At 71.9% G+C, this 19,413-nt stretch carries 21 protein-coding genes; 12 read left to right on the top strand and 9 right to left on the bottom strand.

Going from position 1 to position 19,413, the window contains the following annotated elements; all coding sequences use genetic code 11:
• Window positions 1-613: 613 nt before the first annotated feature.
• The 3 genes from ACIBH4_RS36210 to ACIBH4_RS36220 are packed head-to-tail and all read left to right on the top strand — an operon-like array spanning window position 614 to window position 3,142.
• A complete protein-coding gene (locus ACIBH4_RS36210) occupies window positions 614-1,138 on the top strand; it encodes a PadR family transcriptional regulator (protein WP_362520973.1) in 525 nt (174 codons plus the stop codon).
• Window positions 1,131-1,793: an ABC transporter ATP-binding protein gene (locus tag ACIBH4_RS36215; protein WP_362769840.1), complete on the top strand. Its 663-nt coding sequence runs from the start codon at window positions 1,131-1,133 to the stop codon at window positions 1,791-1,793. Before ACIBH4_RS36210 ends, ACIBH4_RS36215 begins: the two co-directional genes overlap by 8 nt.
• Window positions 1,790-3,142, top strand: a complete 1,353-nt coding sequence (locus tag ACIBH4_RS36220; protein WP_362769842.1) for an FtsX-like permease family protein — start codon at window positions 1,790-1,792, stop codon at window positions 3,140-3,142. Before ACIBH4_RS36215 ends, ACIBH4_RS36220 begins: the two co-directional genes overlap by 4 nt.
• A gap of 107 nt (window positions 3,143-3,249) precedes the next feature.
• Here the strand turns inward: ACIBH4_RS36220 and ACIBH4_RS36225 are convergent, their stop codons facing one another.
• Together ACIBH4_RS36225 and ACIBH4_RS36230 are read right to left on the bottom strand one after the other, a co-directional pair.
• Window positions 3,250-3,795, bottom strand: coding sequence for a hypothetical protein (locus ACIBH4_RS36225; RefSeq protein WP_362520962.1), 546 nt, complete (start codon window positions 3,793-3,795; stop codon window positions 3,250-3,252).
• Between the two features lie 206 nt (window positions 3,796-4,001).
• Window positions 4,002-4,286, bottom strand: a complete 285-nt coding sequence (locus ACIBH4_RS36230; protein WP_362520958.1) for a hypothetical protein — start codon at window positions 4,284-4,286, stop codon at window positions 4,002-4,004.
• Between the two features lie 286 nt (window positions 4,287-4,572).
• Between ACIBH4_RS36230 and ACIBH4_RS36235 the strand changes: the two genes are divergently transcribed.
• A complete protein-coding gene (locus ACIBH4_RS36235; protein WP_362520956.1) occupies window positions 4,573-5,289 on the top strand; it encodes a polyprenol monophosphomannose synthase in 717 nt (238 codons plus the stop codon).
• 292 nt (window positions 5,290-5,581) lie between these two features.
• On the opposite strand, the gene ACIBH4_RS36240 is transcribed toward ACIBH4_RS36235, so the two are convergent.
• The 3 genes from ACIBH4_RS36240 to ACIBH4_RS36250 are packed head-to-tail and all read right to left on the bottom strand — an operon-like array spanning window position 5,582 to window position 7,747.
• On the bottom strand, window positions 5,582-6,193 hold the full coding sequence (locus ACIBH4_RS36240; RefSeq protein ID WP_362520953.1) for a class I SAM-dependent methyltransferase: 612 nt from the start codon (window positions 6,191-6,193) through the stop codon (window positions 5,582-5,584).
• A gap of 52 nt (window positions 6,194-6,245) precedes the next feature.
• Window positions 6,246-7,085 (bottom strand): TIGR04282 family arsenosugar biosynthesis glycosyltransferase, encoded by an 840-nt coding sequence (locus ACIBH4_RS36245; protein WP_362769844.1) that lies wholly within the window; start codon window positions 7,083-7,085, stop codon window positions 6,246-6,248.
• Window positions 7,082-7,747: a glycosyltransferase family 2 protein gene (locus tag ACIBH4_RS36250; RefSeq protein WP_362520945.1), complete on the bottom strand. Its 666-nt coding sequence runs from the start codon at window positions 7,745-7,747 to the stop codon at window positions 7,082-7,084. The genes ACIBH4_RS36245 and ACIBH4_RS36250 overlap by 4 nt, the downstream gene beginning before the upstream one ends.
• 92 nt (window positions 7,748-7,839) lie before the next feature.
• On the opposite strand from ACIBH4_RS36250, the gene ACIBH4_RS36255 reads away from it, so the two are divergent.
• A complete protein-coding gene (locus ACIBH4_RS36255) occupies window positions 7,840-9,228 on the top strand; it encodes a hypothetical protein (RefSeq protein ID WP_362769846.1) in 1,389 nt (462 codons plus the stop codon).
• Window positions 9,229-9,334: 106 nt separating this feature from the next.
• Here the strand turns inward: ACIBH4_RS36255 and ACIBH4_RS36260 are convergent, their stop codons facing one another.
• The 4 genes from ACIBH4_RS36260 to ACIBH4_RS36275 all read right to left on the bottom strand — a co-directional run bounded on the left by ACIBH4_RS36260 (window position 9,335) and on the right by ACIBH4_RS36275 (window position 13,855).
• Window positions 9,335-10,333, bottom strand: coding sequence for an NAD-dependent epimerase/dehydratase family protein (locus ACIBH4_RS36260; RefSeq protein WP_362769848.1), 999 nt, complete (start codon window positions 10,331-10,333; stop codon window positions 9,335-9,337).
• A 9-nt stretch (window positions 10,334-10,342) separates the two neighbouring features.
• Window positions 10,343-10,930, bottom strand: coding sequence for a DinB family protein (locus tag ACIBH4_RS36265; RefSeq protein ID WP_362520936.1), 588 nt, complete (start codon window positions 10,928-10,930; stop codon window positions 10,343-10,345).
• 298 nt (window positions 10,931-11,228) lie between these two features.
• Complete coding sequence (locus ACIBH4_RS36270; RefSeq protein ID WP_362769850.1) at window positions 11,229-12,104, bottom strand: hypothetical protein; 876 nt, start codon at window positions 12,102-12,104, stop codon at window positions 11,229-11,231.
• Window positions 12,105-12,208: 104 nt separating this feature from the next.
• Window positions 12,209-13,855, bottom strand: a complete 1,647-nt coding sequence (locus ACIBH4_RS36275; RefSeq protein ID WP_362769852.1) for an ATP-binding cassette domain-containing protein — start codon at window positions 13,853-13,855, stop codon at window positions 12,209-12,211.
• A gap of 148 nt (window positions 13,856-14,003) precedes the next feature.
• Between ACIBH4_RS36275 and ACIBH4_RS36280 the strand changes: the two genes are divergently transcribed.
• From ACIBH4_RS36280 to ACIBH4_RS36310, 7 genes are all read left to right on the top strand, one after another.
• The gene (locus tag ACIBH4_RS36280; RefSeq protein WP_362520926.1) at window positions 14,004-14,714 is read left to right on the top strand and encodes a TetR/AcrR family transcriptional regulator; all 711 of its coding nucleotides are present in this window, start codon (window positions 14,004-14,006) and stop codon (window positions 14,712-14,714) included.
• Between the two features lie 211 nt (window positions 14,715-14,925).
• Window positions 14,926-16,248 (top strand): hypothetical protein, encoded by a 1,323-nt coding sequence (locus tag ACIBH4_RS36285; RefSeq protein WP_362520922.1) that lies wholly within the window; start codon window positions 14,926-14,928, stop codon window positions 16,246-16,248.
• Window positions 16,249-16,335: 87 nt separating this feature from the next.
• A complete protein-coding gene (locus tag ACIBH4_RS36290) occupies window positions 16,336-16,734 on the top strand; it encodes a hypothetical protein (protein ID WP_362520918.1) in 399 nt (132 codons plus the stop codon).
• Between the two features lie 188 nt (window positions 16,735-16,922).
• Complete coding sequence (locus ACIBH4_RS36295) at window positions 16,923-17,306, top strand: metalloregulator ArsR/SmtB family transcription factor (protein WP_362520914.1); 384 nt, start codon at window positions 16,923-16,925, stop codon at window positions 17,304-17,306.
• The gene (locus ACIBH4_RS36300; protein ID WP_362520911.1) at window positions 17,303-17,950 is read left to right on the top strand and encodes an SRPBCC family protein; all 648 of its coding nucleotides are present in this window, start codon (window positions 17,303-17,305) and stop codon (window positions 17,948-17,950) included. The genes ACIBH4_RS36295 and ACIBH4_RS36300 overlap by 4 nt, the downstream gene beginning before the upstream one ends.
• A 149-nt stretch (window positions 17,951-18,099) precedes the next feature.
• Window positions 18,100-18,912 (top strand): aminoglycoside 3'-phosphotransferase, encoded by an 813-nt coding sequence (locus tag ACIBH4_RS36305; protein WP_362520907.1) that lies wholly within the window; start codon window positions 18,100-18,102, stop codon window positions 18,910-18,912.
• A complete protein-coding gene (locus ACIBH4_RS36310; protein ID WP_362520904.1) occupies window positions 18,897-19,043 on the top strand; it encodes a hypothetical protein in 147 nt (48 codons plus the stop codon). The genes ACIBH4_RS36305 and ACIBH4_RS36310 overlap by 16 nt, the downstream gene beginning before the upstream one ends.
• The last annotated feature ends 370 nt before the right edge of the window (window positions 19,044-19,413 follow it).

The following is a 19,413-nucleotide window of genomic DNA, read 5'->3' on the forward strand; positions in this document are numbered from 1 at the left end:
GGCGCGAAACCCGCGGTGACCGGCGACGACCGGCACCGCGAGAGCATGTGGCGTCATGCGGAACGTGGAAAGCCGACGGGAACCGCGCGCGTGGCCACATGAGACGTGGAGAGCACGGAGGAGAGATCCGGGTCGCGTCCACGGGGAAGCATCGCGCTGAAAGCGCAAAAGGAAAAAGAGGGGAGGGCCTCTGGCCCGCCCGGGGCTCACGCCTCGGCCGGGTGCCCTACTCGCTGTTGGCCCAAGGCCGACCCGGCAGTCACAAAGTTAACCGTAGTGCCACAAACGCATCGGAGCAACGCCACGTTTTCCGGTCGCCGCGTGCGAGAACTCCGTGCGAGAACTCCGTGCGAGGACTCCGTGCGGGTACGGAAGGTCACCGGGAACGCGGCGCGCACCTTCCGCGACCGGGTGCACCTTCCGCGACTGGGTGGCCGAGCACGCGCAGGCCTTCCGCGTGACGCAGCCGGGCCCGCCGATGTGACGACCGGCCTCACGGGTGCACCTTTTGCCGGGGCCTCTTCTGACGACACCGGCGCTCGCCCCCCCTGGCGCAAGGTGATCGGCATCCCTCTATTCGCTCAGTGTATGTATTGAATGTATAGTTCCGATCATGTCGACAGGACACGTGATGCTCGGGCTGCTCGCGGAGCGGCCCAAGCACGGGTACGAACTCAAACGCGAGCACGACCAGCGCCTCCCGGGCGCCAGGCCGCTCGCGTACGGGCAGGTCTACGCGACATTGCAGCGCCTGCAGAGGGACGGCTTCGCCGAGGTGGCGGAGACCGTGCAGGAGAGCGGCCCCGAGCGCACGGTGTACGCGCTCACCGAGGAAGGTCTGGCCGAGCTGACCCGGTGGCTGGAACAGGTGGAGACACCCGCGCCGCACGTTTCCAGCACGCTCGTCTCGCGCGTGGTGGTGGCGATCGTGGCCGGAGGTGCCGCCGACGGCTACCTGGTCAGGCAGCGCGCGGCCCACCTGGCGCGGATGCGCGAGCTCACCGCGGAGCGGGCCTCGGGGTCCCCCGCGCAGGCGCTCGCCGCCGACTACGCCCTCCAGCACCTCGACGCCGACCTGCGCTGGATCGAGACGGCCATGGAACGACTCGCGGATCTCAAGGAGGAGATCGATGCTTGAGGCACGTGCGTTACGCAAGACCTTCGGCAGGACCGTCGCACTGGACGGCGTGTCCCTGGAGATCGGTGACGGGGAGATCGTCGCGATCACCGGCCCGAGTGGCTCCGGCAAGTCGACCCTGCTGCACTGCCTGGCCGGGATCATCCGTCCCGAGTCGGGGGAGGTCCACTTCGACGGGCGGCGCGTCGACACCCTCGACGACGCCGACCGGACGAAGCTGCGCAGGGAGAGCTTCGGTGTCGTCTTCCAGTCCGGCGGGCTCGTCCCCGAGCTGACCGCCGAGGAGAACGTGGCGCTGCCGCTGCTGTTCAACCGGCACGGACGCCAGGAGTCGCTGCTGGCCGCCCGGTCCCGGCTGGAGCGGCTGGAGGTGGCCGACTGCGCGGCCCGGCGCCCCGGCGAGCTGTCCGGCGGACAGCTGCAGCGGGTCGCCGTGGCCCGCGCCCTGGTCACCGGTCCGCGGGTGGTCTTCGCCGACGAGCCGACCGGCGCGCTCGACTCGCTGGCCGGTGAGCGGGTGATGGACGAGCTCGTCGGCACGGCGCGCGCGGACGGCACCACCCTGGTGATCGTCACCCATGACAACCGGGTGGCCGCCTACGCCGACCGGGAGATCGTGCTGCGCGACGGCAGGATGGCCGGGGTGACCGTGTGATCACCGTGATGCGGATGCTCGCCAGGGGTGGGTCGCGGCGCGAGCGGGTACGGGGGCGTCTCATGGCCGTGGGGGCGGCGCTCGCGACCTTCCTGCTGTGCGTGGCGGCGAACCTGCTGGCGTTCGGACTCGGCGTCTCGCGCCACCCCGAGGGTTTTCTCGTCGAGAGGCGGATCGAGTATCTCGGCTTCTTCTCCGGCAGGGACGCACGGCTCGTCACCGCGCTGGCGCTGGCCCTGCTGGTCGTGCCCACCATGGCCTTCGTCCATCAGGTGAGCCGGCTGGCCGCCGCGACGAGGGAGCGCAGGCTCGCCGCGCTCCGGCTGGCCGGGGCCACGCCGCGCGAGGTGCGCCTGCTCGGGGCGTACGAGAGCGGGTGGCGGACCCTGCTGGGCGGGGTGTCCGGCGTCGCGCTGTACCTGGTGGCGCACCTGGTGCCGGCGTGGTCACTGGAAGGCGCGGTACCCCGTGTCCCGCCGGCGCAGATCCTGGCGATCCTCGCGGTGGTGCTGCTCGCCGGGACGATATCCGGGCTGAGGGCGGGACGGCACGTGGTGACCTCACCGCTGGGCGTGGTCCGGCGGACACCCCCGGCCGGTCCCAGGGCGTCCGACCTGGCGCTGGCCGCGGCGGGTGCCGTGATGTTCGTCGCCGGACTCAAGAACAAAATCCCCGTCGTGCCGTACGGGGCGGCGCTGTCCATGGCCGCCGGCATGGTGCTCCTGCTGTTCGGTCTGGTCCTCGCCGCCTCGTGGTTGATCAGGGCCGCCGCCCGGCGGATCGGCGACCGCACCGGGGCGGCGGAGACCCTGCTGGCCGCCCGGATGGTCGGGGCCGACCCCCGGGGGTGGGCCCGCGCGCTGGCGGTGGTGGGGCTGACCGTGTTCTTCGGCTCCGCGGTCGGTGCTCAGCAGGGGCAGATCCTTCTCCGGGGCGGCATCGATCACTCCTGGGGTGTGGCCTATCTGCTCGTCGACCTCGCCCTGCTGATCGCGCTGGTCACCTCGGCCGCCGCCCTCGTGGTGCACCAGGCGGAGGACCTGCTGGATCACCGGCGCTCGTTCGCGGCCCTGGCCGCCTCGGGCGTGCCCGGCGTCGCGCTGGGCCGGGTCCTCACCCGGCAGGCGCTCATCGCGGCGCTGCCGGTGTGCGTCGTGGCCGCCGTCGCGGGGGTGGGAGTGGTCGTCCTGCCGCTGGCGGACATCTACCTGCCGGCGGCGCTCTCCGTCGCCGCCGCCCGGGCGATGCTCATGGTGGGGATCGGCGTGCTGGCCGCGGTGCTGGTGGCGCGGGCCGCCCGGCCGATCCTGCGCCGGACGCTGCGGCCGGAGGGGCTGCGGGAGGAATGAGAAGGGCCGCCGTCCCGGACTCGTCGCCAAGGCCGGGCCGCTCTCTTTCTTTCTCGCGGCACGGTCTTGGCGCCGGACGGCGGTCCGTCCCGCGAGACGTCCGCTGCTCAGCGGGCCGCGGACTCCGAGCTCTCGGCGCGGAGAGATCGCGTGGTCCAGCCGGGGCGGGTCAGGGTGGTGTCGGCCGACCTGGCCGCCCAGAGCGCGATGGCGATGTACAGGATCTGCTGCGGGACCCTGAGCCACAGGGGCGTCGCCTCGTCGCCGTTGAAGGGGACGTCGGCGACGGCCGCATAGACGTTGGCGGGAAGCAGCAGCACGTAGAGAGCGGCCAGGCCGATCCCGGCGGCCCGGCGTGTCGCGGCGACCACGAGTCCCGCGGCGCCGAGGAGTTCCAGCACGCCGGTCGCGTAGACCACGGCGCCGGGGAACGGCACGACGGGCGGCACCATGCGCACCAGGTCGGCGTGGTTGGGCATGAAGGTCACCTCGGCCGGGACAAAGTGCGCGGTGGCGGTGACGACGAGCATGGCGGCCATCCCGTGTGCCGCGCTCACCGGCCAGGTGGCGAAGCGGCGGGCGCCGAGCGCGCCCAGCGCTCGGAAGCCCAGGGTGGCGGCCACGAGAACGATTTCAACCACGAATGCGGACATCGACGCACCTCTTACTCGGATAGTTGAACTATCCAGTATTAGATACTATCGCTATCCAGTAATGCAACCTGGTCGCACGCCGGGGGGAGTCGCCCGGGCCTTGCGAACGGGTGCCGGGGGCGGGCTCCAGCAGGGGCCGGCTCCGGTCGTCTCCCCAGGCCGAGAACGGATCCACGTACGGTCGCAGCAGGACGGTGAGCTCCGCGTCACCCCGGCCGTTGAGCTCGTCCGACGCTGTCTTCCGCGCCGTTCCGGTACCTCGCCGGCCTGTTCTTCTCGCGGAGCAGAAGATCGGCCTTGTATTCCACCGCTGGAGAGGGCGCCATTTTTTGTATCTCCCGAATGCGGCCGGCCGCCGACTCGACGTCCAGGCACAGGCCGGCGTGCGTGAAGACATCGGCGTTCCCCCCGATGAGATTCTCACCCTCCGAACCGGACTCGTCACAGGCGATTTCCAGGGGTTGGCCGGCCGACATGGATTCGGCCCGCATAATGTCCCCGCGATAATCGGTCGCCGCCCGGTTCCATTATGAATGGATGATCCTTTAGAATACGTCGACCTGATGTGAGCGCAATGGGTTTTTACTGCTCATACTCATGGCGACACGACGTGCGGTGACCTTCGGTCGGGAGGGGAACGGCGCGGCCGGGCCGCCGGCCGCTAGCATTGGGTTGATCTTCGTCCCTTCCGGTGTCGGACATCACCGGAAGGCGGCGCCACGTCGTTCGCGACGAAGAACATCCGACCATCGATCCCGGAAGGCCCTGACCCCGACCATGGCCACCGTCACCGTCGTGATCCCGACGTTCAACGAGGCGGACAACCTTCCGTCGATCGCGGAGGCCCTGCTCGCGTTGCCGCTCGACGGCCTGCGAATCCTGGTGGTCGACGACGACTCCCCGGACGGTACGGGCCAGGTGGCCGACCGACTGGCCGCCGCGCACCCCGGCCGGGTCGACGTGGTGCACCGGCAGGTCAGGGAGGGGCTCGGGCGCGCCTACGTCGACGGCATGGAGACCGCGCTCTCGGCGGGGGCGGAGTTCGTGGTGCAGATGGACTCCGACTTCTCGCACCCCGTCGACGCCGTTCCGCGTCTGCTGGAGACCGTGCGGGCGACGGGGGCGGCGTGCGTGATCGGCAGCCGGTACGTGCCGGGCGGGACGCTGGCCGCCGAGTGGAGCCTGTGGCGGCGGGCCCTGTCGAGGTGGGCGAACTTCTACGTCCGCACCATCCTGCGCCTCGGGCTGCGGGACGTGACCGCCGGGTTCAAGATCTGGCGGGCGGAAAGCCTCACCGCCCTGGACCTCGGCACGATCTCCTCGGGGGGTTACAGCTTCCAGGTGGAGATGCACTATCGGGCGATCAGGGCCGGAATGACGATCGTCGAGATCCCCATCCATTTCTCCGACCGCCGGGCGGGTGACTCGAAGATGAGCCTCCGGGTGCAGTGGGAATCGGCCCTGATGCCGTGGCGGCTTGTCTTCAGGCGCTAAGGGATCCGCACGACACGAGAGTTCCCCGGACAAGGGGATCGATTCTCCTCCGCAGGGCAGCGCTCCGGGAGACGGGATGCCCCGTTCGCCGTCGGCTCACCTCCGGTGAGCCTTTGTCGATAATCGACGAATTCGATCCACCGCTGTCCATCGGCATGTCATATGGCGAGCGTCGTCGCCGACCTGTGATGCCGGAAGGCGCGGTGCGTCACCTCCCGACGCGTTCGAGCGGCACAACGCCGAGGAAAAGAACGACGCCCTCCGAGCGTGGCGTTCCGGTGGACCTTCCCCGTCAGCGCAGGCTCGCGAACCACCTTCCGGCCTCCTTCCACGAGTCCACCCGGGAGAAACCATTACGCCCGGCGAGGGTTCCCAGGTCGGAGACGGACACGGTGGCCCAGCCGAACCACGGGCCGGCTAGCTCGCGGCCGCGCAGCCGCAGATGCTCGACGCGGCCCGACACGCTCGGTGGCTGAACCTCGGCGATGACCTCGCCCCCGGGCCGTACCAGCTCGCGGACCCTGCGCAGCAGGGCGTCCGGGGCGCCGCCGATCCCGATGTTGCCGTCGGCGAGCAGCACGGTGGCCCAGCGGCCGTGACCGGGCAGGTGGTCGAAGACGTCGCGGCAGATCGCCCGGCCTCCCGCGCGCCGGGTGAGCCGGACGGCGTAGGGGGCGATGTCGACGCCCAGGGCGGGAACGCCTCGCCGCGCGAGTGCGACGGTGAGGCGGCCGGGACCGGACCCGACGTCCAGGGTGGGGGCCGCGCACCGCGACAGCATGGCCTCGTCCCCGTCGATCGGGGCGAGCCAGCGGGCCGCGTCGAGGGGCGCGGTCCTGCCGTCGGCGTACTCCATCTCGACGGTGGCGCCCGCCAGGGACTTCTCGTAGAGCTGCCCGATCACCGGATCACCTGTGCCCTCCGGGCGGCGGGCGGCGCGTCGTACGGTCGCCCGGTCACCGGATCGCCCTCGTCCCGAGCGCGGCGAGGACGGTCGCGAAGCAGGACGAGGGCGCCTGGGCCGCGACCGCCGCGGCGTCGTCGGCGGTGTCCACGTCCCGCAGGAGGGGCAGCATGCCCACCGACAGGCCCGCCGCACGCAGCCGCAGCAGCTGGGCGGCGCCGGTCGTGGGCCGCGACATCGGCACCCCGAGCAGGAGCGCGGGGTCGGGCCGACGCAGGCCGAGCAGCCAGAAGCCGCCGTCGGCGGCGGGGCCGAACACGGCGTCGCGGGTGGCGAGCCCGGCCATCGCGTCGGTCAGGAGCGCCGGGGTGACCTGCGGGGTGTCCATGCCGATCAGAACCACGGGCAGGGGGCGGGAGTGGTACGCGTCCTCGAAGGCGGCGGCGAGCCGCTCGTCCAGCCCGGCACCCCGCTGCGGCAGGACGGTGAAACCCGGCGGCAGCCAGGGGCCGACGTCGCCGCGCAGCGCCAGCACCCGGTGGCGTGCCGGAGCGTCGGCCACCGCGCCCAGGGTGTCGGCCAGTGCGGCGGTGGCCAGGGTCGCGGCCTCCTCGGGGCTGAACGGCGGGGTGAGCCTGGTCTTGACCTCGCCCGCCACCGGCTCCTTGGCGATGACGACGATCTGGCCGTCGCCCGCCTGGACGGCCTGACCTCCACCTGCCCGGCCGCCCTGCCCGGCGCCGACCACGTCACGCCGCTCGCCGTCCCGGGGGCGCGCGGTTCGCCGTGTCGTGTTCGGGCCGCCGTCCTTGAAGGGCGCGCTCTGTCGCGTCGTGTTCCGGGCGTCGCGGGTGTGCGGGTCCCGCCGCGGCGCGTTCCGGTCGCCGGTCATCGCGCGCCGCCCGGTTCGCTCATGACCTTGCGCATGTCACCGATCGCGCGCAGCGTGCCGCGTACGGTGCCGGTGACCTTGGACCGTCCGGCGCGAGGCAGGTAGTCCACCCCGGTCTCGGCGATCCGCCAGCCCTGGTCGGCCGCGCGCAGCACCATCTCCAACGGGTAGCCGAAACGCCGGTCGGCCAGGTTCAGGGCGAGGAGGTCCGCGCGGCGGCAGGCGCGCATCGGTCCGATGTCGCGGAGCCTGGTGCCGGTACGCCCGGCCAGCCGCCGGCCGAGAAAGGCGTTGCCCAGCCGCGCGTGCAGCGGCCAGGCCGCTCCCAGCACGGGAACCCGCCTGCCGAGCATCAGGTCGGCGCGACCTGAGACGACCGGCTCGGTCACCCGAGGGAGCTGGCCCGGGTCCAGCGACGCGTCGGCGTCCATGAAGCACACCACCTCGCCGGTCGAGGCGAGCAGTCCCGCGTGACAGGCGGCACCGAACCCGCGTCTGGGCTCACTCACCACCAGCGCTCCCAGCTCGGCCGCGACCCGCGCCGATCCGTCCGTGGAACCGTTGTCCACCACGATCGGCCGGTAACCGTCGGGCATGCGCTCCAGCACCCACGGCAGAGCCGTCTCCTCGTCCAGGCACGGGAGCACAACATCGATCTTCATGTTTGAGAACGCTAAGGTCGACAAGGCCTGTCAACTCTTACGGAGTAGTGACGTGTCAGGGAAAGAAAGCGGCCCGTACCTAGTGTGGGAGGGTGATCAAACTCTCCCGTCGGCAGGTCGAGGGTCCGCGTGCGGCCGTTGCTCCCTCCGCTCCCGATGACCCCGGCGGCCGCCGGAGCGGGCGGGCGCTCGCCGTCTGGGTCTCGCTCGTCGTCGCGGCGTTCGCCGCCGGAGCCGTTCTGCACGCGCTGGGCATGCTGCCCATCGATCACCTGCCGCCACTGCACGGGCACTTCCGCACGCCGTCGTTCTCGCTTCTGCCGCCCCTGCTCCTCGGCGCCCTCGCGGTCGCCGTGCTGCCCGCCCTGACCGCGCGGCTGCGCTTCGACGCGGCCCTGCTCGTCGCGTACGGCACGGCTCTGGCCTGGACGGTGCTGCTCGCGGTCTCAGGCGAGGGACTGGCCAGGCCGTTCACCGGTCCCCACGAGTATCCGGCCGTGCTGCCCGCCGTGGGGGACGACCCGCTGGGCTGGCTGGGCTCCTTCACCGAGCGGCTTCCCGGTTACCCCACCCACGTGCGGGGACATCCGCCGTTGCCCGTGCTGGTGCTCTGGGGCCTGGCGAGGGTGGGACTGCCCGGTCCGTTCTGGGCGGCGGTACTGGTCGTGCTGGTCGGCTGCTCGACGGTCGTGGCGGTCGCGGTCACCGTCCGGAGCGTCGCGGGGGAGGCGGCGGCCAGGCGCGCGCTGCCATACCTCGCCCTGAGCCCCGCCGCGGTCTGGATCGCCACGAGCATGGACGCCTTCTTCGCGGGGGTGGGCGCCTGGGGGGTGGCACTGCTGGTGTCCGGGGGCGCGGGCAGGACGCGCGTCCTTTCCGGGGTGGCGGCCGGAGTACTGCTGGGGGCGCTGCCGTACCTCAGCTACGGTCTCGTGCCCTACCTGCTGATCCCGGTGGTCGCCGCCGTCGTCGCGCGGATCTCCCGCGCGAGCGCGATCGCCTGCCTGGCGGGGGTGGCGGCGGTCACGGCCGCCTTCGCCGCGGGAGGCTTCCTCTGGCCGGCCGGAGTGCTCGCCACCCACGCGGAGTGGACCGCCGACCCCGGCGCGGCGCGGCCCTACCTCTACTTCCTCATCGCCAACCTGGCCGTGCTCGCCCTGCTGACCGGCCCGGCGACCGCCGCGGGCCTGGCGCGGATGGCGCCAGGCGGTGCGCGTGCCCCGCTGGGGACGGTGCCCCGCGGCGTGCCCGCTCTGCTGCGGGCGGTGTCCGGTGACGCGCGTGTCCTGGTCGCGGCGGCGATCGTGGCCGTGCTCGCCCTCGACGTCAGCGGGGTGACCAGGGGAGAGGTCGAGCGCATCTGGGTGCCCTACGCCACCTGGATCGTCCTGGCGGCGGCCTGGTCCCCGAGCCGCCGCTGGCTCGCCGCCCAGGCCCTGACGGGGCTCCTGCTGCAGGGACTCGTCATCTCCCCCTGGTGACCGGTCCGACTTCGGGGCTCGACATCGGTCCAGCCGAAGAAAGCGCTCACTCACCGGCGGCTACCAGGCGTCGAGTCCGCCCGATCAGCCGACCCGGTGACTCCCGTCAGCCGAGCGGGGCGCCGGCGAACTCCTTCATCCCGTCCGCGAACGGGATGGTGGCGCGAAAGCCCAGCTCGGCCCGCGCGCGTTCCGGGCTGGCGACGATGTGCCGCACGTCGCCCAGCCGGTACTCGCCGGTGGTCACGGGCGCCGGGCCGCCGCGCTCGTCCGCGAGCGCCGCGGCCATCTCCCCGACCGTGTGGGGCTCCCCGCTGGCGATGTTGTAGGCGGTGAGCGTTCCCCGGGCCGACGTGTCGAGCGCGCCGAGCGCCGCGAGGTTGGCCGCCGCCACGTCACGCACGTGCACGAAGTCCCGGCGCTGGCGGCCGTCCTCGAACACGCGAGGGGCCCGGCCCGCCTCCAGCGCCGACCGGAAGATCGCCGCCACCCCCGCGTACGGGGTGTCGCGCGGCATCCGGGGCCCGTACACGTTGTGGTAGCGCAACGCGAAGGCGGCACCGCGCGTCTCGCGCGCCCAGTTCGCCACCAGATGCTCCTGGGCGAGCTTGGTCGTGGCGTAGGCGTTGCGCGGGTCGGCCGGGGCGTCCTCACCGATGACGGCGGACGTCACGGAAAGTCCGCAGTGCGGACACCGGGGCTCGAACTCTCCCCGGGCGAGGTCGTCGCGGGTTCTGGGGCCAGGCCGTACCCGGCCGTGGGCCGCGCAGTCGTAGGCGCCCTCGCCGTACACCACCATCGACGAGGCCAGCACCAGCCGCTCGACGCCGTGCCGCGCCATCGCGGCCAGCAGCGTGGCGGTGCCCAGCACGTTCACCGAGGCGTAGTCCGGCAGGTCGGACACATCCACTCCGAGCCCCACCTTCGCCGCCTGGTGCACCACGGCGTCGACACCGCCCAGCACGCGGTCCAGTGCCGCGCCGTCGCGCACATCCCCGCCACCGGCCCGTGAGTCGAGACCGACGACCTCGTGCCCGGCCTCCTTTAGGGTTTCGACCACGTGACTTCCGATGAACCCGGCAGAACCGGTGACAAGTGTCCTCATGCGGCGACGCTATCCCCGCCCCGGCTCGTGGAAGGGGGACGGCACGACGACGTTCGCATCTCGTAAGGACGGGCCCAGCGCGCCGTGGAGGTGGCGGACGAGGCCGATCTCGGAGACGTTCTTGGTCAGCTCGACGGTGACCCAGCCCGCTATGTCGACCAGCCGCTGATCCTGCCCCCACGGCAGCCCGGCGGTCCTGTCGGACGAGTCGAGGTCGGCGTCGGTGAGCGGCAGCAGCGCCGCCCGCCAGTCGTCCTTCAGCCCGCGCAGCCAGTCGGCCGCGGCCGTGGCGGTGCCCGGCCAGGTGATCTCCTCGCGCTCGGGCGCCCCGGATCCGAAACAGTGCCCGAGGGTGGTCGTCCACCAGAAGCCGATGTGCCAGGTCAGCCACCCGATCGAGACGACCGGCGCGGGATCGGGCTCGGGCACCTCCCAGTCGGCCACCCAGCGGCCCCGGCCGTCGGGCCGGACGGTCCAGCAGCCGGGCGCGGGTTCCCAGAGGCAGGCCGGGTCGTCGAGGTCCTTCAGGTGATACTCGAACAGCGCCCATGCGATGTCGAGTTGCCGGACGAGCAGATCAACGCGAGGTACGGTCATCCGGGAACCCTGGCATCGCTCCCCGCCGCCCCGCCACAGGTTTTCACCGGCCCGAGGAAGGGCCCGCCCGTCCCTCCCGGGGACGGTGAGGCCGAACCCTGTGGCGGTCACCAACTGGTCGTCGCGCCCTCTGACCGGGCCCTGCCCGCCGGGCGATTGCCGGTAGGCTGCGCGGAGGCGGGCGCCGAGCAGGTCATTACACGGGGTCCGGGGCGCGGTCCTGGCCCGCTTCGGCGACGACGCGGCACCGCTCACCCCGCGCGTGCCGCCGCGGCGGTCCGGATTTCGGTGGCGATCCTCAGTTCGACGGCACCCTCCCGTAGGCGCCGAGCACTCGGAGGGCACGCAGGGTCTCCACCCCCCGGTACTCCAGGGTGGCGGCCGCGCCGGGAGGCTCCCAGGTGATGGCCCACCCTCCGTCGGGCCGCTGGTCGGCGGCGAGCCGGTCGAGGTGGCCTTCGATCACGTCGTCGGAGAACAACCGGCGCCAGCGGCTGTCGGGGTGGGGAGCCAGATGCAGAGGGCTGACCCCGTACTCCGGGTCGGCGGGGTCGCTCCGATACCACTTCAGCTGCGGGAGCCACTCGCCCACCCGTTCGGCGAGGCGTTCGGCCCGGTCGCGGTCCGGGACGTGTTCGAGGAACACGAGCGTCTCGGACATGGCGTGCGCGTCGTCGGGAAATCCCTTCTCCAGCGCCGACCAGCACCAGTCGGTGGCCCGGGTGAGCCAGGGGTGCTCCACGCCCATCCCGTGCAGCAGCCCGGCCAGCCCGGCGGTGGGGTTCAGCCCCGGCGCGTAGGTCCAGTCCGACCAGTGCGCGGCCCTGGGGTAGGCCTCCATGACCGGCAGGGAGAGGGGGACTGCTCCATCGGGTGCGGCGACCGTCGCGAGCCAGTCGCACGCGTGCGACACCATCGGGTCGGTCCCGGGTGCGCCGGCCGTCGACAACGTCTGGAACGCGACCTCCACGTCGATGGGCAGGCTCTCGGGGCAGCGCTTGTCGGGTTCGAGGCCGTGACCGAAGCCGCCGTCCTCGTTTCGATAACCGCGCAGGGCGTCCACCACTCCGGTGACGGGCGCCGCCTGGAAAAGCGTGGCGAACAGGCGGCGCTCGAGCAGGCGTCCCTCGCGGAGGATGAAGGCCGAAGCGGCGTCAAGGATGCTGTCACTCATGCCATCCGATGATGGCGGGTACTCGCCGGGGCTGTCTTGTACGAATCGGACGCGGCTCCGCCGGGTCGAGGCCGGTGACATGTTCACCGTCGTTTCCCGGCCCGTCATCGTGCGCGGCGGTCCCGGTCCGGCTGCCAGAGGGGTTCGCCGGACTCCCGGACCTCCCCGTCTGCGCCGAAGATCAGGAAGCGGTCGAAGTCGTCGGCGAACCATCGGTCGTGGGTGACGGCGAGCACGGTGCCGGAGAAGGAGGCGAGGCCGTCCTGGAGTGCCTGTGCGCTGGCCAGGTCGAGGTTGTCGGTCGGCTCGTCGAGCAGCAGCAGGGTGGCTCCCGACAGTTCGAGCAGCAGGATCTGCAGGCGCGCCTGCTGCCCGCCCGAAAGGGTCTCGAAGAGCTGCCGGCCTGCGGAGGCGAGCTCGTAGCGGGCGAGGGAGGCCATGGCGTCGTTGAGCGTGAGCGATCCGGCGGCCGTGACGATGTCGGCGGGAGTCCTTCCGGCCAGGTCGGGCCGGGCGTGCGTCTGGACGAAGTAGCCGGGTACGACCCTGGCCCCGAGTTCCACGGTGCCCCGGTGGCGTACCGGGTCCGGCGGCATGGACGCGGGGGAGGGGGCGCCGCCCCCCGATTCGGCCAGCAGTCGCAGGAAGTGGGACTTGCCGGAGCCGTTCGGGCCGAGGATCGCGACCCGCTCTCCGTAGTGGATCTCGACGTCGAACGGCTCCGTCAGGCCGGTGAGCTCCAGGCGGGTGCAGGTGAGCGCGCGCTTGCCGGTACGGCCTCCGCTCAGGCGCATCCGGACGTTCTGCTCCTTGGGCGCGCTCTCGGGCGGGCCCGCCTCCTCGAACCTGCCCAGCCGGGTCTGGGCGGCCCGGTAGGCGGAGGCGACGGCGTCGTTGTTGGTCGCCTTCTGGCGCAGGGTGTGGACCAGTTTCCTGAGGCGGGCGTGCTCCTCGTCCCAGCGGCGGCGGCGCTCGTGCAGGCGCTCGTTGCGGTCGAGACGGGCCTGGGCGTAGGTGGCGAAGTCTCCGCCGTGGGTCCACACCCCGCGTGACTCCACGGTGATGACGCGGGTCGCCGTGTTGGCGATCAGCCTGCGGTCGTGGGAGACGAGCAGGACGGTCTTCCTGGTGGCCCCCAGCTGTTCCTCCAGCCACTGCTTGCCGGAGACGTCCAGGTAGTTGTCCGGTTCGTCGAGCAGCAGGACCTGGTCGGGGCCGCGCAGGAGAGCCTCCAGCGCGAGCCTTTTCTGCTCCCCGCCCGACAGCGTGCCGACGTCGCGGTCTGCCACGTGCTCGTAGCCGGCACCCATCGCCGAGGTGGTGCAGGCACTCCAGGTGACCTCGATGTCGTAGCCACCGGCGTCGGCGTAGTCGCCGAGGGCGCGGGCGTAGGCGAGCTGGGTCTCCTCCAGGTCGCGCTCGCCCATCGCGCGCTCGGCCCGCTCCAACTCGGCGGTCGCGGCGCGCACGCGCTGCGGGGCCACCGACAGCAGCAGCTCGCGTACCGTCTGACCTCCGCGGATGCCCCCGATGAACTGGCGCATCACACCGAGCCCGCCGGACGCGATGATCCGCCCGGAAGAGGGACGGAGGTCGCCGGCGATCAGTCGTATCAGGGTGGTCTTTCCCGCTCCGTTGGGGCCGACCAGCGCCGCGGTGACGCCGTCGCCCACGCGAAAGGACACCTCGTTGAGCAGCAGCCGTCCGTCCGGCAGTACGTAGGTGAGCTCGTCGGCCTCGACATGTCCCACGGTGGAGTCTCCTTGAAGGTGGCGGTCCTCAGCGTGTCACGCGGGAGAAACCGCAGTTAGAACATTGGTCATACACTATGAACATTGATCGGGCCGCTTCTCAACCCATTAGGATCCCCAGGGTGGGAGAGTCGGAGATCGGAGGGGCGTGAGCGCTACGCCGGGCAGAAGAACGCGGCGCCGGAGCGGTGAGGCGGCGCCTGGGGTGTGGCTGCGCCCCCCGCGCGCGGGCAGGGCCGAGCCGGTCGTCACCCTCGGGCGGATCGTGGGGGCGGCCGTGGAGCTCCTGGACGAGGAGGGGGCCGATCGGCTGACCATGCGCCGCCTCGCCGAGCGGCTGGGGACCGCCGCCACCACGCTCTACCTGCATGTGGAGACCAAGGACGACGTGCTGGATCTCGCACTCGACGCCGTGTTCGGCGAGGTGCCCGTCCCGCCGGCGTCGCGAGGCGCGTGGCGCGACGACGTCACCGCTCTGATCACCGAGTGGCGCGCCACCATGCTGCGCCACCCGTGGTCGGTGGCGGTGCTCGACCGTCCCCTGCTGGGTCCCAACGTCCTGGCCCGCACCGAATACCTGCACGCCGCGCTCGCGGGGGCGGGTTTCACCGGTCCCGGCCTCACCGCCGCCGCCTATGCCCTGGCCAACTACGTCATCGGTTCCGCGACGATGCAGGTCGCCGGGGCCGCGTACGGCGAGGTCGGGTGGAGGCGGGCCGCCGAGCTGCGGTTGCGGGCCGACGGCGAGCTGTATCCGACTCTCGCCGCGCACGGGGCCCCGATCGGCAACGACTGGGACCAGGTGTTCGGCACCGGGCTGGACTACCTGCTGGACGGCATCGAGTCGCGGATCCGGTGAGTCGGCGGGCTCGACGCGAGAAACTCTCCGTCGCGAGGGCCGGCGGTTGTTGATCTACAATGTAAAGGCGCCCGCGCGGGGCCATGAACAGACGAAAATCAAGATCACCTTCCTTCCCTAGCGATCTCGGTCCACCTGACGATCGACCCGCGGCGCGCGGCCGATACGCTCGCGCCCGGAAAGGACCATAAGGGAGCGGGAAGGGAGGCCGATGCTTTTCGCCGTCGCGACCGTGTTCGGGCTCACCTGGTGGCTCGGGTGTTACGTGATCGCCCGGGACCCTCGCGAGCGCGGGCCGAGGCGGGCCGGACTGGGGCTGCTGGCCTACGCCGTCGCGCTGGCGATCGCCCAGGTGCTCACCGCCGTACCGGATAACGCGGTGAAGGTGCTGGGCGCGGTCGAGATCACGCTGGTCTGCCTGCCGGCGCTGCTCTGGACGGGCGCCGTACTGACCCTCGTTCCCGGTGGTGAGCGGCTGGACCGGGTCTGGTCCAGAGGGCTCGTCCCGCTCACGCTCGTGGTGTTCGCGTGGCTGCTGGTGGCCGGCCTGGGGGAGGGGGTGAGCCTCGCGGCGCGGGTGGTGGCCGGGGTACTGCTGCTGGGACCGCTGGCCGGGGTGCTGGTGCTGCTCGTGCGGGCCAGGCCGCCGCGGGCCGGGTGGCTGGTGGTGGTCGCCACGCTGTTCTTCTGGCTGGGGGCGGCGCTGCTCGTGTTCCCGCTGTTCGGCCCGCCCGGTCTGCTCTCCATCGTCGCCATCGACGTGGACATGGTCCTGCTGGGCGTGGCCATCGCGATGTCCAGCGCGTTCCAGGCGGGGGAGGCACTCTGGCGCGACATGCTGCGGTCCCTGCTGGGGGCGACGGCCGTGGCCGTCGCCTCCGGCGGCCAGGTCGCCCTGGCCGTCGCGCTCGGCGAGTCCACGCCCGCCCTCTCGGCGCTGTTGTTCGGCGTGATCGCGGTGGCCGTCGCCGCGCAGACGCTGGCCGGCCCTGTGCATCGGGCGCTGGACCGGATCGCCTTTCCCGGCGACTCGGGGATCCGCCGCGAGCGGGCCGAGCTGCGCGAGACGTCCGAGGCGCTACCGCGCCGCGAGCAGGGTCCGCCGCCGCCGGACGAGGCCGAGTTCGTCCGGCTGACGCGGCGCGCCCTGGCCAACTACGGCGACCTGGGCAAGCTCGCCAGCAGCCCGCTCGCGAACCTGCCGGTGATCGACGCGCGGATCACCGGTGACATCCCCCTGGAGCGGGCGGCCGAGTTGAAGCACCTGCTGCTGGAGAGCATCCAGCGGCTCAAGCCCCGCGACGGCGAGTTCGGCACCAGTGAGGAGTGGCGCTTCTACAACGTGCTGTACTTCCCGTACGTTCGAGGGTTGCGTCCCTACCGGCGCGGGGCCGACCGAGGTGGGCTCGCCGCCGCCGAGCGGCAGGCGTTCGACTGGTTTGTCCGCGAGGTTCCCGAACGTACGCTCTACAACTGGCAGAACGTGGCGGCCAAACTCGTCGCCGATGATCTTCGTCGTGAGAATCGGCAGTGAATGGCAGTGCCATGTCTGCAGATGGCAGCGGGTGGGGCGGTGTGCTGGGCGTGTCGAAACCCGACACCCTCAGCGAAGGAGACATCGATGACCACGACCGCCCCCACCGCTCGCCGCACCTCCCTGCTGACCCGCGCGCTAAGGACGGACGCCGTCCTCACCGGAGGGTTCGCGCTCCTGCTGGCCGTCGCGGCGACCCCGCTCGCCGGTCTGCTCGCCCTCCCTGAGCCGTTGATCCGCTGGGCCGGGATCGGGCTGCTGCCGTTCACGGCGTTCGTCGCCTATCTAGCCACCCGTCCGGTTCCGCCCAGGGCGGGCGTCTGGACGCTGATCGTCGTCAACGCGCTGTGGGCCGTGGACAGTGTCCTGTTGCTGTTCACGGGCTGGGTGGACCCGAACCCGCTGGGTGTCGCCTTCGTCGTCGCCCAGGCTCTGCTGGTCGGCGCCTTCGCCGAACTCCAGTACGTCGGGTTGCGCCGCGCCTGACCCCGGGCCGCCGAGAGGTCCTGTCGCGCCCGGCATGGGCGGCGGGACCTTCGGTGATCCTGGAGGTGTCGACCTCCGGCAGGGGTTCGGGCCCTGAGGGCGGTGGTGTTGTGGCCGAAGGCGGGTGAGTCCCGTCGCCCATATAACAGCATTGACTTATATAAGTGAATGCTGAAATAATGTGTCCTGTGCACGCCTTCGATGTTCTCGGTGATCCGGTCCGGCGCCGGATCCTGGAGCTGCTCGCCGACGGCGAGCGGAGCTCCGGTGCGATCACCGCGGTCATCCGGGAGGAGTTCAAGCTCTCCCACTCGGCGGTTTCGCAGCATCTGCGGGTGCTGAGGGAGAACGGGTTCGCGACGGTCCGGGCCGAAGGCGTCCGCCGCCTGTACGCCATGGACTCCGCCCCCCTTCGGGAGATCGACCTGTGGCTGGAACGCTTCCGCCGGTTCTGGAGCCGGCATCTGGACGTGCTGGCCACCGAACTCACCCGCGGCGAACGCCACCCGACCGACGATCCGGGCGCGGTGGCCGACGGTCGCCCCCCTGCCAAGGAGAAGAAAAATCCATGATCGACATCATCGCCCAGATCAATGCCATCAACCGTGAGGTCGGCAACCGGCCGACCGCCGTCGGCGAGGCCGTCGGCGTCCTGCTGCGCCGCCGCTACGAGGCGCCGATCCATGACGTGTGGGAGGCGCTGACCGACCCCGACCGCATGAAGCGCTGGTTCCTGCCGATCAGCGGCGAGCTGCGGGTCGGCGGCGACTTCCAGCTGGAGGGCAACGCGGGGGGCCGGATCCTGCGCTGCGAGCCTCCCAGCCTGCTGAAGGTGACGTTCGGAGGCGAGAGCAGCCTGGTCGAGTTGCGCCTGTCCCCCGACGGGGAGGAGGCGACCACCCTCGAACTTGAGCACACCGTCCCCCTGGAGATGGCCGGCAGCGGCGCGGGCGCGCTCTATGTCGGGCCAGGATGGGACGGCGCCCTCATGGCGCTGGGCCTGTTCGTCGCCGGGGAGGTGAGTGACGACCCGGTCGCGGCGGCGAACTCGCCGGAGGGTCAGGAGTTCTGCCGGCAGTCGGTCCACGCGTGGGTCGCGGCGGTCGAGGCCTCGGGCACCGCCGACTCCGCCGAGATCGCCGCCGCCACCGAGGTCTCGCTGGCGCAGTTCGCCCCGGACGCCGGATCCCTCTCGGAGGAGAAGGGGAACGCCTGATCGAACGGCGGCCGGCCGCACGCGCACCGCGACGGGTGCCCGCGGTGGATCAGGCGATGCCGGCCGCGGGCACCGGAGCACGGGCCGGGCACTCTCCGGCGGGAAAACCGTTTGCCGTCGGCGCCGCGCCTATGAAGGATGGGGGTCTCATGAGCCGTCCCGTCATCTCCGAGATCCCGACCGGCCCCGTCACCGTTCCCGACGTCGTCACGGCGCTCGCCGCCGGTGACACCGTCACCCCGGTGTGGCGCAACGAGCTCGGCGGGCTGACGTTCCGCCTCGAAGACGGACGCGGTGGCATCAGATACGCCAAGTGGGTCGCCGCCGGCACCCCGGAGATCGATCTTCAGGGGGAGGCGGAGCGCCTGATCTGGGCGCGGAGATGGGTGACCGTCCCGCGGGTCCTCGAGCACGGCACGGACGCCGACGGCGCGTGGCTGCTCACGGCGGCGGTCCCGGGCTTTTCTGCGGTGGATCCCCGTTGGAGCGTCGCCCCGGCGACCGCGGCGGCCGCGATCGGCCGAGGGCTGCGCCTGCTTCACGACACCCTGCCCGCGGACCGGTGCCCGTACGAATGGGGTGTCGAGCGGCGGCTCGCGCGTGCCGACGAACGCGTCGCCGACGGTGAGGGACCCGCCGACTGGTTCCCCGAGCACCGGCACCTGGGGCTCGCGGAGGCGCGGGCCCGCATCGGGAATCCGCCCGCCGTCGATCGCCTCGTCGTCTGCCACGGGGACGCGTGTGTCCCCAACACCCTGCTGCACGAGGACGGCACGTTCGCCGCGCACGTCGACCTGGGCTCGCTCGGCGTGGCCGACCGGTGGGCGGACCTCGCGGTCGCGGCGTGGAGCATGGACTGGAACTACGGCCCCGGCTACGACGGTGTCGTGTACGAGGCGTACGGAATCGTCCCCGATTCCGAGCGCATCGCCTACTACCGCCTGCTGTGGGACCTGGCCTGACCGGCCGCGGCCGCCTGTCCGGCAAGCGCCTGTTCCCCGGCGGTGTCGCCACCTCCTCCTGGAAGCCGGCCGGCACGGCGCCCTTCAGCTCCGGTGCCATCGTCCTGGGCTACCGTCCGGCCGCCGAATAGCGCCGGCCCGTCGCCGAAGTAGCCACGCAGGGCACCCCCGCGTGGCGGCTTCGGCGTCAGGCCGTGTCGCCGGATGACCCGGAAGGCGCGGCGCCCTCGATCGGCCGGGCGCCGCCACCGTATGCCGGCCATGTGTTCCGCGTGTGATCCGATCGCCCTGGGGTGATCACCCGTCGTACCGGATCGGCCCACGGAACCGCCGGCCCGCGACGAACGGGTCTAGGGCCTGTACGGGGTTGAGATCAGTGGGATTCGCCTGCGCGGTGGTTTGCCGCCCTGGTAGGCCATGGTCATGGCGCGTGGAGACCTCACCGATGACGAATGGTCCTTGATCGATCCTCGTCTGCCCTTGGGTGAGCGCGGTCCGATC

It is taken from the genome of Streptosporangium sp. NPDC050284 (assembly GCF_044459525.1).
Classification (GTDB): Bacteria; Actinomycetota; Actinomycetes; order Streptosporangiales; family Streptosporangiaceae; genus Streptosporangium.

Excerpts from the sequence above, each read along its gene's own strand:
- ACIBH4_RS36210 (WP_362520973.1), top strand. The coding sequence starts at position 614 with ATGTCGACAGGACACGTGATGCTCGGGCTGCTCGCGGAGCGGCCCAAG.
- ACIBH4_RS36305 (WP_362520907.1), top strand. The coding sequence starts at position 18,100 with ATGAGCCGTCCCGTCATCTCCGAGATCCCGACCGGCCCCGTCACCGTT.
- ACIBH4_RS36250 (WP_362520945.1), bottom strand. The coding sequence starts at position 7,747 with ATGAAGATCGATGTTGTGCTCCCGTGCCTGGACGAGGAGACGGCTCTG.
- ACIBH4_RS36245 (WP_362769844.1), bottom strand. The coding sequence starts at position 7,085 with ATGACCGGCGACCGGAACGCGCCGCGGCGGGACCCGCACACCCGCGAC.
- ACIBH4_RS36230 (WP_362520958.1), bottom strand. The coding sequence starts at position 4,286 with ATGCGGGCCGAATCCATGTCGGCCGGCCAACCCCTGGAAATCGCCTGT.
- ACIBH4_RS36260 (WP_362769848.1), bottom strand. The coding sequence starts at position 10,333 with ATGAGGACACTTGTCACCGGTTCTGCCGGGTTCATCGGAAGTCACGTG.
- ACIBH4_RS36270 (WP_362769850.1), bottom strand. The coding sequence starts at position 12,104 with ATGAGTGACAGCATCCTTGACGCCGCTTCGGCCTTCATCCTCCGCGAG.
- ACIBH4_RS36290 (WP_362520918.1), top strand. The coding sequence starts at position 16,336 with ATGACCACGACCGCCCCCACCGCTCGCCGCACCTCCCTGCTGACCCGC.
- ACIBH4_RS36265 (WP_362520936.1), bottom strand. The coding sequence starts at position 10,930 with ATGACCGTACCTCGCGTTGATCTGCTCGTCCGGCAACTCGACATCGCA.
- ACIBH4_RS36285 (WP_362520922.1), top strand. The coding sequence starts at position 14,926 with ATGCTTTTCGCCGTCGCGACCGTGTTCGGGCTCACCTGGTGGCTCGGG.
- ACIBH4_RS36300 (WP_362520911.1), top strand. The coding sequence starts at position 17,303 with ATGATCGACATCATCGCCCAGATCAATGCCATCAACCGTGAGGTCGGC.
- ACIBH4_RS36215 (WP_362769840.1), top strand. The coding sequence starts at position 1,131 with ATGCTTGAGGCACGTGCGTTACGCAAGACCTTCGGCAGGACCGTCGCA.
- ACIBH4_RS36225 (WP_362520962.1), bottom strand. The coding sequence starts at position 3,795 with ATGTCCGCATTCGTGGTTGAAATCGTTCTCGTGGCCGCCACCCTGGGC.
- ACIBH4_RS36235 (WP_362520956.1), top strand. The coding sequence starts at position 4,573 with ATGGCCACCGTCACCGTCGTGATCCCGACGTTCAACGAGGCGGACAAC.